The sequence below is a fragment of the Wenyingzhuangia gracilariae genome, assembly GCF_056387575.1.
In genome coordinates, this window is the sequence record NZ_CM150748.1 from 577,045 (window position 1) to 589,481 (window position 12,437).

The 12,437-nt window shown below is 28.4% G+C and carries 8 protein-coding genes; all 8 read left to right on the plus strand.

The window, feature by feature from the left end; all coding sequences use genetic code 11:
* Positions 1-42: 42 nt before the first annotated feature.
* Entirely contained in the window at positions 43-1,227 is a 1,185-nt protein-coding gene (xerA, locus tag ACY2IJ_RS02290; protein WP_476725553.1) for a site-specific tyrosine recombinase/integron integrase, read from the plus strand.
* Positions 1,228-2,487: 1,260 nt separating this feature from the next.
* Complete coding sequence (locus tag ACY2IJ_RS02295; RefSeq protein ID WP_476725554.1) at positions 2,488-3,201, plus strand: RipA family octameric membrane protein; 714 nt, start codon at positions 2,488-2,490, stop codon at positions 3,199-3,201.
* Positions 3,202-4,025: 824 nt separating this feature from the next.
* Positions 4,026-4,508, plus strand: coding sequence for a hypothetical protein (locus tag ACY2IJ_RS02300; protein ID WP_476725555.1), 483 nt, complete (start codon positions 4,026-4,028; stop codon positions 4,506-4,508).
* An 829-nt stretch (positions 4,509-5,337) separates the two neighbouring features.
* On the plus strand, positions 5,338-5,613 hold the full coding sequence (locus tag ACY2IJ_RS02305) for a hypothetical protein (protein WP_476725556.1): 276 nt from the start codon (positions 5,338-5,340) through the stop codon (positions 5,611-5,613).
* Between the two features lie 1,086 nt (positions 5,614-6,699).
* On the plus strand, positions 6,700-7,341 hold the full coding sequence (locus tag ACY2IJ_RS02310; RefSeq protein WP_476725557.1) for a hypothetical protein: 642 nt from the start codon (positions 6,700-6,702) through the stop codon (positions 7,339-7,341).
* A gap of 255 nt (positions 7,342-7,596) precedes the next feature.
* Entirely contained in the window at positions 7,597-8,790 is a 1,194-nt protein-coding gene (locus ACY2IJ_RS02315) for a TlpA family protein disulfide reductase (protein ID WP_476725558.1), read from the plus strand.
* A gap of 214 nt (positions 8,791-9,004) precedes the next feature.
* Complete coding sequence (locus tag ACY2IJ_RS02320; RefSeq protein ID WP_476725559.1) at positions 9,005-10,102, plus strand: Lnb N-terminal periplasmic domain-containing protein; 1,098 nt, start codon at positions 9,005-9,007, stop codon at positions 10,100-10,102.
* A 1,371-nt stretch (positions 10,103-11,473) separates the two neighbouring features.
* A complete protein-coding gene (locus tag ACY2IJ_RS02325; protein ID WP_476725560.1) occupies positions 11,474-12,313 on the plus strand; it encodes a hypothetical protein in 840 nt (279 codons plus the stop codon).
* The last annotated feature ends 124 nt before the right edge of the window (positions 12,314-12,437 follow it).

The window sequence follows — 12,437 nt, forward strand, 5'->3', positions numbered from 1 at the left end:
TAACTAAATCTTCTTTTTAGTATCTTTAGAAATATGGAGACTATGAAAAAGACTGAAATAACAATAGACATTTCAAAACATAAAAAACAAAGTGTATATACTTTGTCTTTTGTGTTTGATTATGAATTGAAAGAAATTTGTAGAACATCTGGAGCAAAGTGGAGTTTTAGCAAAAAGATTTGGTATTTTTCTATGAATGAAATTACCAAAGAAGAATTAATAGCTTTGTTTAAGAATAAGGCTATTTTAAAATTTACACCCATTTTTAAAACCGATGCATCTAAATTAAATTTATCGCCTTTAAAAACTCAATTATCAGAAAAGCAAAAAAAGCATTTAAATAGTTTTTACAAATACCTAAAAGGGAAAAGATTTAGTGAAAGCACCCTTAAAACTTATTGCTATTTAGTGGCCGAATATTTGTTAGCAAAAGAAACAAACACAGACATTACTACAAGATCAATAGAACAACATGCAGAGAATTATTTAATACCCAAAAAAGTATCCGTAAGTACCCATAGACAATATATAAGTGCTATGAAACACTACTTACATTTTACAAATTCCAATGAAGAAATTGATTTTTCTGCATTAGCTCCAAAAAAAGATAAAAAACTGCCCAATGTACTATCTAATAAAGAAGTTATTGAACTTATTAGAGTTACCAAAAATTTAAAACACCGATTGTGTATTGCTCTAATATATTCCTCTGGTTTACGAATTGGCGAGTTGATTAATTTAAAATTATCGGACTTTGATTTAGACAGACAATTATTAAAAGTAGTAAAAGGAAAAGGTAGAAAAGACAGATATGTTCCTATTGCACAAGTGATTGCTCCCCTATTACAAAATTATTTGGTTACGTACGAACCCAAAACTTATTTAATTGAAAGTCTAGATAAAGGGACTAAATATTCTCCAGAATCTATCAGAAAAATATTAAAAACCAGTTGCTCTAAAGCTAAAATACACAAAAGGGTTACTCCACATACATTAAGACATAGTTACGCTACTCATTTACTAGAAAACGGAACCGATATTAGGTATATACAAGAACTATTAGGTCATTCTAGACCCGAAACGACGATGGTTTACACACATGTTAGAAGTCAGGATTTACAAAAAATCACCAATCCGTTAGATTTATTTGTTAAACAAATTGAACAACAGCAAAAAAATACTATTTTTATCCAAAAAGAAACACCAAAAGGTACTGATATCCTGTAAATAAAATTGTTATTCAGTACCTTTTAGTGGGATATAACAAGTTAACTTTAACAATAGTAAAATTCGGTCGAATTTTTAGCAGTTTCAGAAATCATAAAAATTCTTAGAAACTTGAGACCACGTCTCGCCTACTTTTTTTCTAAACTTTTTACTTGCTGATAATTCATAAATATAAAACCTAATAACTTTTTTACTTATTGAGAAAGTTAAACTTACTGAAAGATTTCTTCTTCTAAATCTTGATTACGCTGAATTTTAAAGTAGCAACGCTGAAACAACTCTTGCGTTTAATGAAACAGTAGCAATGCAAAAAATTATGCTTTGAAAGTCTTTTAAAAATGAAAATGAAAAATTTAATAAAACTATAATTTTGCTGAAATTACTCTTTCAGCTTAATGAAGCAGTAGCAACGCTGAATTTTTAGTAACTACACTAAGTTTCAATGAAAGTTCAAAATAAAATGAAACTTATAAAATTGCAAAAGTTAACAACGCATAAAAACAATTTGGGTTTGGTTTCTTTCCCAATGTTCTGTACTTTTAAACTATAAAAATCGCTCGGTTCGAAAAGTCTGCGACGTTTTCTCCCCAAACTGATTTTTATACAAAACCGTTGGTGTTTAATATCTCCGAAGCTAAGGACTCCCCCATTTTTTTAGCTTCTATCGAAGGTATGTGATAACGAAGCCACTCTTTTTATCTTTTGATAGGTAAAATGAAGAATGAATTTACCTATCATCAAACTGTTCGATTGCATCGTTGAGAGCTCGCTCTCAGTACGTTGGAACGTACAACAGTTTGAAGTTATTCAATAAATATTTAAAAATCAAGTATTTATAGTTTTATAACAAGATTATTTTTTATTGAATAAAATTGAAAAGATAAAAAGAATGGCATAAATGTTAGTAGCCTTCGATAGAATTTTCAGCAGACATTCCTTATTCCTAAATAAAGAATATATACTGAAAAGTAAAAACTTGGGGAAGCGTTTTATAGCTCGTAGCAACGTGTTCGGAGATACTCCGTATCAAATAGATAAAAATAATGTCTTCGACAAATGAGAATAGTGACATGATACTAAACACAACAGTGTATATAAAAAATAGCGGTATTCCTGTGATATCAATGGTTTATTTTTCTAAATTTATACTATATATAGTAACGAAAAGTTAGTGCTTTAAAATTCGCTACTTTTCATATACTTTTAAGTTGGCAACAAGGAAAAAAATCATTGCTTTATTAATTAAAACTACTACTACAATTGGATATTAAAACTAAAATTGAAAAAATTATTTCTATAATATTTCGAAAGAGATATTTATATAATATATTGGAAAATGAGATTTATTATAAAAGTTTTGGTATTGAAAAAAATCAAACAGGAGAATATAAAGTAAAAAATGAAATATTATTAGGAAAAGCATACCAAAAAGCCTGGGACAACAGAGACTTTGAAATAAATAAATTTTGGACAAGAGCTGCTTATTTTTGGGGATTTATTGTATTAATTTTTGGAGGTTTAATAACTCTTTTAACTTCAGAACATAATGAAATTGCTATTAACTTACGATTAGATTTATATCTAATTGCCCTCGGATTAATATTTTCAATAGCTTGGTATTTAGTAATGAAAGGAAGTAAGAGTTGGCAAGAAAATTGGGAAGCTCACATTGACTTTTTAGAAAATTATGTTTCTGGACCAATCTATAAAACCGTTCACTACAAAGGAAATAGATTTTATTCAGTATCAAAAATAAATGAATTATTAGCTTTACTTGTAATTTTGGTTTGGTTAAGTTTTTTTATTCAATATTATTCTGAAAACTTCATCTTTTCGTTAAACTTTAAAGAAATAGACTATCAAGCGACAATAACTTTATTTGTTACTATTGCTTTTACATCTTCTATGAGGTTTGGGTATGCCTTAGGAATTTATAAAACAAAAAAAACTGGATTTTTAGACAGATGGTCATAAAAACCCAGTTGCCAACACCGGCTAAACTTCATGCGGGTTTTGTTCCAACTTCAAAGTTTTGTGTATATTTACCAAGTCGCCAAATCTTGTTGATTTGGCTTTGTGAAACCAAAGAAACAAATCCAAACAAAAAGCTTCGGCTTAGTACGTGTTCGAAAATCTTGTCGATTTTCTTCCCGCACAAAGCCTAGCCAAAACCGTTGGTGTTTAATATCTCCGAAGCTAAGGACTCCCCCATTTTTTTAGCTTCTATCGAAGGTATGTGATAACGAAGCCACTCTTTTTATCTTTTGATAGGTAAAATGAAGAATGAATTTACCTATCATCAAACTGTTCGATTGCATCGTTGAGAGCTCGCTCTCAGTACGTTGGAACGTACAACAGTTTGAAGTTATTCAATAAATATTTAAAAATCAAGTATTTATAGTTTTATAACAAGATTATTTTTTATTGAATAAAATTGAAAAGATAAAAAGAATGGCATAAATGTTAGTAGCCTTCGATAGAATTTTCAGCAGACATTCCTTATTCCTAAATAAAGAATATATACTGAAAAGTAAAAACTTGGGGAAGCGTTTTATAGCTCGTAGCAACGTGTTCGGAGATACTCCGTATCAAATAGATAAAAATAATGTCTTCGACAAATGAGAATAGTGACATGATACTAAACACAACAGTGTATATAAAAAATAGCGGTATTCCTGTGATATCAATGGTTTATTTTTCTAAATTTATACTATATATAGTAACGAAAAGTTAGTGCTTTAAAATTCGCTACTTTTCATATACTTTTAAGTTGCCAGTAATAAGACCAAAATCGAGAAATGATTAAACTGATTTTTATTTTTATTGTAATTGAGGTTCTTTTCTTGATACCCTCTTACTTTTTATACAGAAAAATTTTAAAAAGAAAATCTGGAACTAAGAACTTGAAGTTTTACTCTTTTTTGGCAACACTATTGATGCCTATTATATGGACAGCATTGTTAATTGGAATCTGCTACGGAATAATAAATCCAATATTGAGGTCGAAAGATTTTAATTCAGAAGACTGGATTGAAAATACAAACTCTAGATACAGAATGGTTAACGACTTAAAAAAAAACGTATTAATCGGAAAGAACAAAACAGAAGTTCTTGAAATTTTAGGCAAGAATGACGGAGAATGTGGATACAAAACAAGCCCGAACACAATTTGTTATCTTGTGCCTGAACCTGATAATATTGGAGTTTTAGATCATTATGAATTAGTTATTCTGTTTAATGAATTTGGAGAAGTTGTTGAAGTAACTTCCGAAATGATTTAAAAGCGGAATAAAAACTACTGGCAACAACGGCTAAAGTTAATGTGGGCTTGATTTCTAATCCGATGTTTTGTGTATATTTACTAGGTCGCTAAATCCTTTTCGATTTAGCTTTTGATAACAAATTAAAAAACTAAACAAAAAGGCTTCAGCTTAGTGCGTGTTCGAAAATCAATGATTTTCTTCTCCCACACTAACCTTAAGCCAAAACCGTTGGTGTTTAATATCTCCGAAGCTAAGGACTCCCCCATTTTTTTAGCTTCTATCGAAGGTATGTGATAACGAAGCCACTCTTTTTATCTTTTGATAGGTAAAATGAAGAATGAATTTACCTATCATCAAACTGTTCGATTGCATCGTTGAGAGCTCGCTCTCAGTACGTTGGAACGTACAACAGTTTGAAGTTATTCAATAAATATTTAAAAATCAAGTATTTATAGTTTTATAACAAGATTATTTTTTATTGAATAAAATTGAAAAGATAAAAAGAATGGCATAAATGTTAGTAGCCTTCGATAGAATTTTCAGCAGACATTCCTTATTCCTAAATAAAGAATATATACTGAAAAGTAAAAACTTGGGGAAGCGTTTTATAGCTCGTAGCAACGTGTTCGGAGATACTCCGTATCAAATAGATAAAAATAATGTCTTCGACAAATGAGAATAGTGACATGATACTAAACACAACAGTGTATATAAAAAATAGCGGTATTCCTGTGATATCAATGGTTTATTTTTCTAAATTTATACTATATATAGTAACGAAAAGTTAGTGCTTTAAAATTCGCTACTTTTCATATACTTTTAAGTTGCCAAACATTAAACTGAAATCTTGAAATTAAACAAACCACATCTAAAATTACATAAAATAGATAATCAACTTGTACTTGATATTGATACGTGGGAGCTAACAAATATTATAGACGATTACTTAACTGAAGAAGCTGATATTGTTTATGAATTTTATAAAGAACTACCAACTCAAGAATATAGAAAATTTCGACTTTTCTTTGCCGAAAAACATTCAGAAACTAAACTTTTAAAAATTTTAGAAGATTATACAGATAAAGAACTTATTGATATTGTGAAGTCTCAACAAAATAAATGAATTGTATTTTACGTGTTTCAATTAGCGTAATGCTCCATTAATAATTATTTGATAAATTATTATAATATGAAAAATGGTGTCCAATATTATGTTATAGAAACTGTGAGAAATTTACTTTTCTTGAAATTTTCTATTAACAAAATAACTTTTCTAGTCTTTGAAAATTGATTTACAAGAGTAATGCGTAAGAAATTATTGTAGCTCTGGGAAACTTAAAAGTCTTTGAAAACCTTAAATTAAAAACTAAATATTTTAATTCAAAAACAACGTTTGAAAAAAACGTTAGGCAACACCGGCTAAACTTCATGCGGGTTTTGTGCTAACTTCAAAGTTTTGTATATATTTACTAGGTCGCCAAATCTTGTTGATTTGGCTTAGTTTAACTAAAAAATACAAACCCAAACAAAAAGCTTCGGCTTAGTCCGTGTTCGAAAATCTTGTCGATTTTCAAGCCCGCACAAAGCCTAGCCAAAACCGTTGGTGTTTAATATCTCCGAAGCTAAGGACTCCCCCATTTTTTTAGCTTCTATCGAAGGTATGTGATAACGAAGCCACTCTTTTTATCTTTTGATAGGTAAAATGAAGAATGAATTTACCTATCATCAAACTGTTCGATTGCATCGTTGAGAGCTCGCTCTCAGTACGTTGGAACGTACAACAGTTTGAAGTTATTCAATAAATATTTAAAAATCAAGTATTTATAGTTTTATAACAAGATTATTTTTTATTGAATAAAATTGAAAAGATAAAAAGAATGGCATAAATGTTAGTAGCCTTCGATAGAATTTTCAGCAGACATTCCTTATTCCTAAATAAAGAATATATACTGAAAAGTAAAAACTTGGGGAAGCGTTTTATAGCTCGTAGCAACGTGTTCGGAGATACTCCGTATCAAATAGATAAAAATAATGTCTTCGACAAATGAGAATAGTGACATGATACTAAACACAACAGTGTATATAAAAAATAGCGGTATTCCTGTGATATCAATGGTTTATTTTTCTAAATTTATACTATATATAGTAACGAAAAGTTAGTGCTTTAAAATTCGCTACTTTTCATATACTTTTAAGTTGGGCTTAATTTATGAAAAAATACAGTTTTCTTACAAAGATTAATGCATCTCAATATATAATGGATATGTATGAAAATGAATATCTTTATTTTAAACCACTTAAAGATTTTAGAAGTCCAGTAAATGATAAAACAGGAAGATTAGATCCTAGAGAGCTTAATTTAAAAAACATTCAAGTAAATAATTTAACTATAACTTCTGAAGAAAAACCAATTGAATTACATAAAATATTTAAAGATTTTAAGTGTCAATATACTGAACAACTAAAAAACCCTAAAATTAATTGCTGTTCTTTATTTTGGTTCGAATTAGAAACTAACAAAGAAAATAAATCATTCCATTTTGAACTTTTAGAACTTGGAGATAAAGCATTGATAATTCATAATATTAGTGAATTTTTTAAAATACTTGATGAATCAATAGAAAAAGAAAATTTAGAATACTCTAGAAAAAAAGTTTCATATTACTCTCCATATTCACATAATGGAGAAATTACACTTCACGATAAAGATGAAAAATATCAATATCAAAATGAATATAGAATTCTAATAACTCAAACTAAAGAAGAAGCGATAAAGATAAGCATACCTGGATTAAAAAAAATTAGTCTAGTTATTGACTCGAAAGATTTAAATAAGTTAATAATTAAGTAAAAACTAAGCCCAACACCGGCTAAACTTCATGCGGGTTTTGTGCTAACTTCAAAGTTTTGTGTATATTTACTAAGTCGCCAAATCTTGTTGATTTGGCTTAGTTAAACCAAAAGAAACAAAACCAAACAAAAAGCTTCGGCTTAGTACGTGTTCGAAAATCTTGGCGATTTTCACCCGCACAAAGCCTAGCCAAAACCGTTAGCATAAATAGCTCACTCAAAATCTGAATTGAAATAAGAAACTACAATTAAATAAATGAAAAAAACCTTAATCACTATATCTAAAATCATATTAGGTATTTTCTCAATAGCTCTTCCCTTTTTCATTATTGTATTCCTATTAACTAATTTCATACGGATATATGAATACGACCAATTGAAATGGATTGCATTATTAATTTGCGCAATAGGATTTTACATTTCTGGTTTAATAAATAGAAAAACACCTTTAAAGCTTGTTCCTTTACTTTATATATCACTTCTCATATTTATTCCAATGAGGTGCTTTTATTTTCCTCTAATTTATTTTCTTGTCTTATTTGCAACAATAAGTTTATTAATAACTAGAAAAGAGGTTAATAAAACAATGAAATTAGCTTCAATCACAGTAATGAGCGGACTATTTGTATATTTCCTTTTTTCACAACCTCTAATTATCAGACAAGGAGAATCAATAAAATTAGACCAATATGGCGAATTAATAAACGGAAAGAGAATTTGGGATTTTACTGAAAAGAAGAGCAACTTGTTACCAGAGTCAGTTTTTTTAGATTCACAATCTAAATCGTTTGACATAAAATCTTTGAAAAACAAAACATTATATATTTCGTTTTGGGCTACTTGGTGTGGACCTTGTCGTGCAGAAAAACCAGAACTTGAAAAACTAAAAGCAAATTTCAAGAATAATTCAGATATAGTGTTTATAGACATTTCTGTGGATGGAGACGAAGATAAATGGAAAGAACATATTGTATCAAATAAACCTTCAGGAATTCAACTAATATCAAAAGACTATGCAAAAACAAGAAATTTATTCAGTTTATCTGGAATTCCTGCTCATCTAGTTGTTAACACGAAAGGAGAATTTGGAAAAGCAAGAAGTATTGAAAACGCATATTCTCTTTTATCAGATTCTGTTCATCTGAATAAATTTATTTATAGAAAATTAACAAAAAAAACAAATTCATTTGATATTGATAATTATAGAATGGTAAAATATGTAGAATTAGATTCTACAAATACAATATACTATACAACGAATGAGAAAAATAGATTATTAGCTACTCAATTAAATAATAATCTAGATACAATGAGAAAAAAGGAGAAATCAAAATTCATAAATCTATTAATTGAAAAATTTCCAACTCAAAATAACGATTCGCTTATTTATAAAGTTATTTTTAGTAAAAGTAACATAGAAAATGTTGAATTAGAATCGGAAAATGAATAAACTAAATACAAAACTACTTATGCTAACACCATATATAATTTATTGCTGGCTACTCGCCTACTTACGAAAATCCTCGCGGACTTTCTTTGTCGGTAATTATTTACTAAATTAGTTGCTTAAACCACGCAACAAACCATATACAAACACGTTGCCAGTAATGGTAAAAAAATGAGAGGAAATAAAAATCTATAACCAAATTGAATTTGAAACAAACTTGAAAAAATTATTATTATTTACACTTCTGATTAGTCAATTAAGCTTTGCCAATGACTCTATCGAAATAAGTATCTTAACTTGTTCAGCTGGTCAAGAAGTCTATTCTGTTTTCGGACACTCTGCAATTAGAGTGATTGACAAAGAAAAAAACATAGACCAAGTTTATAATTTTGGAATGTTTGATTTCAATACACCAAATTTTGAATATAAATACTTGAAAGGAAAATTAAAATACTATATCGGCATTCAAGAGACACAAAACTTTATTAAAATCTACACTCACGAAAACAGATTAGTTTCAGAGCAAATTTTAAATCTAACATCACAGCAGAAACAGAATCTTTTCAGTAAACTTCAATTTTTATACAGACCAGAAAATAGATATTATCTATACTCTTTTTTAGACAAAAATTGTTCCACAGAAATTCGAGATTTATTAAACCAAGTCGGAATATTTTTCCAAAATAGTGAACTTAAAGAATCTAATAGAGATTTAATTAGTTCATACTTATTTGAAATGCCATGGCTTAAATTGGGAATCAATTTGGTGTTAGGAAAATCATTGGACGGAAATTCTACTCGTAAGCAAAGTATGTTTCTGCCAGACTATCTACAAAAAGAAATTGGTGCTTTTGAGTTAAATGGAGAAAAACTAGTAAAATATAAACAAACACTAAACTTATTAGAAAGTAAGAGTACATATAATATTCAGAAAACATTCTCACCAATATTAGTCTTTTCAATTTTAACTTTGTTATTTCTATTTTGGTTTCCTATTCCTATTAGAATAATAACCAGTTTCAGTGTTGGAATTATTGGCTTATTCATCCTTGGATTATGGCTGTTTTCTGGACACGAAGAAGTCAAATCTAATCTAAATATTATTTGGTGCAATCCTTTGTATCTACTATACATTCCTTTACTAATCAAAAACAAAACTAATAGAATATTGAGTTTGACATTAATGGGCACATTGAGTATTTCTGTACTAATTTGGATTTTCAACGTACAAATTTTTGATGTATCAATATTACCAATATTAACGCTTTTGGGGATTTTAAACTTTATAGAAATAAAAAAAACAAGAACGGAATAAACATTTAACAAACGGAATCTAAAAACCACTACAGGCAACACCGTATAAAATTAATGTGGGTTTTTATGGTTTTCCCAAAGTTTCTGGCTTATTTACAAGGTCACTTATTCTTATTTAAGTATTTTTAGGTCGACAAGATAAAAACATAAAATAAGTATAAGCTTGTGGATCGGCTGACAATTTTTCGATTGTCTACCTCCCACACTAATCTTATACAAAAACGTTAACTTTAACAATAGTAAAATTCGGTCGAATTTTTAGCAGTTTCAGAAATTATAAAGATTCTTAGAAAATTGAAACCACGTCTCTCCTACTTTTTTACTAAACTTTTTGCTTGCTGAAAATTTATAAACTTAAGATCTAATAACTTTTTACTTGTTGAGAAATTTTAACTTACTGAAAGATTTCTTATTCTAAATCGTGGTTACGCTGAATTTTAAAGTAGCAACGCTGAAATAACTCTTGCGTTTAATGAAACAGTAGCAATGCAAAAAATTATACTTTGAAAGTTTTTTAAAAATGAAAAATTTAATAAAACTATAATTTTGCTGAAATTACTCTTTCCGCTTAATGAAACAGTAGCAACGCTGAATTTTTAGTAACTACGCTAAGTTTCAATGAAAGTTCAAAATAAACTGAAACTTATAAAATTGCAAAAGTTAACAACGCATAAAAACAATTTGGGTTTGGTTTCTTTCCCAATGTTCTGTACTTTTAAACTATAAAAATCGCTCGGTTCGAAAAGTCTTCGACGTTTTCGCCCAAACTGATTTTTATACAAAACCGTTAACTTTAACAATAGTAAAATTCGGTCGAATTTTTAGCAGTTTCAGAAATTATAAAGATTCTTAGAAAATTGAAACCACGCCACTCCTACTTTTTCACTAAATTTTTTGCTTGCTGAAAATTCATAAACTTAAAAACTAATAGCTTTTTACTTGTTGAGAAATTTTAACTTACTGATAAGTTTCTTTTTGTAAATCGTGGTTACGCTGAATTTTAAAGTAGCAACGCTGAAATAACTCTTGCGTTTAATGAAGCAGTAGTTAAGTAAAAAGTTATGCTTTGAAAGCCTTTTAAAAATGAAAAATTTAACAAAACTATAATTTTGCTGAAATTACTCTTTCCGCTTAGTGAAGCAGTAGCAACGCTGAATTTTTAGTAACTACGCTAAGTTTCAATGAAAGTTCAAAATAAAATGAAACTTATAAAATTGCAAAAGTTAACAACGCATAAAAACAATTTGGGTTTGGTTCATACTCCAAAGTTCTGTACTTTTAAACTTAAAAATCGCTCGGTTCGAAAAGTCTGCGACGTTTTCGCCCAAACTGATTTTTATACAAAACCGTTGTAAAATATATTCAAAAAATAATGAAAGAAATTTTAAAATCATTTATTGAAGTTTCTAATGAAAGAATTAAAAATCCTTTGATAGGAACTTTTATTTTTTCATGGATTATAATAAACTGGCGACCAATAATCATACTTTTCTCTTCAGAAAAAAATATAACAGAACGAATTCAAATAATTGATAATAATTACTCCTCTATATCAACATATCTAATAATACCATTATTTATTTCATTGTTCTATGTAGTTGTAATTCCTTACTTAATGTGGGGGATTGATAAAATAATTAAAAGCTCAACAATAGGGAGAAAGGAAAACTTAACTGATCAGATAATTAAAGATTACGAGGGCAAACAAAAAATTGCAGTTGAGGAGAGTAAATTAGAGGACATAAAATCTAACTATCGAGATAAATCAAATCTCAATAAACAAATTGAAAAATTACGCTTACAATTAGATGAAAGAGATGAAATACTCAACAGTCAAAATTCTGAACTAGAGTTTTTGAAAAGTGAAAACAATGAATTAACAAAACAAATTAATAATATTAATCAAGAGAAGTCAAAAAATGAGACTAATGAGTTGCATGAATTGTATTTTGATTTTATGAATTCTGATTTATATAACCAATTTAAAAACATCGGTATAAATATTAGAAACAAACAAGATTTTCCAAAATCCACAGACGAGATTTTAAAAGAAAAATATTTAATGGAAAATATTATTCGAGAAATAAATGACGAAAACAATTTTGGTTATGAATTCACTGAAAAAGGTTTGTTTTTTTGGAAAGAATACTTAAAACGAATTAAATCCGAAGAAGATTCAATAAAAGCTAATATAGACGATTTACCATTTTAAAAAAATACATTTTACAACACCGGCTAAACTTCATGCGGGTTTTGTGCTTACTTCAAAGTTTTGTGTATATTTACTAAGTCGCCAAATCTTGTTGATTTGGCTTTGTGAAATCAAAAGAAACAAA

Excerpts from the sequence above, each read along its gene's own strand:
- xerA (WP_476725553.1), top strand. The coding sequence starts at position 43 with ATGAAAAAGACTGAAATAACAATAGACATTTCAAAACATAAAAAACAA.
- ACY2IJ_RS02300 (WP_476725555.1), top strand. The coding sequence starts at position 4,026 with ATGATTAAACTGATTTTTATTTTTATTGTAATTGAGGTTCTTTTCTTG.
- ACY2IJ_RS02310 (WP_476725557.1), top strand. The coding sequence starts at position 6,700 with ATGAAAAAATACAGTTTTCTTACAAAGATTAATGCATCTCAATATATA.
- ACY2IJ_RS02315 (WP_476725558.1), top strand. The coding sequence starts at position 7,597 with ATGAAAAAAACCTTAATCACTATATCTAAAATCATATTAGGTATTTTC.
- ACY2IJ_RS02325 (WP_476725560.1), top strand. The coding sequence starts at position 11,474 with ATGAAAGAAATTTTAAAATCATTTATTGAAGTTTCTAATGAAAGAATT.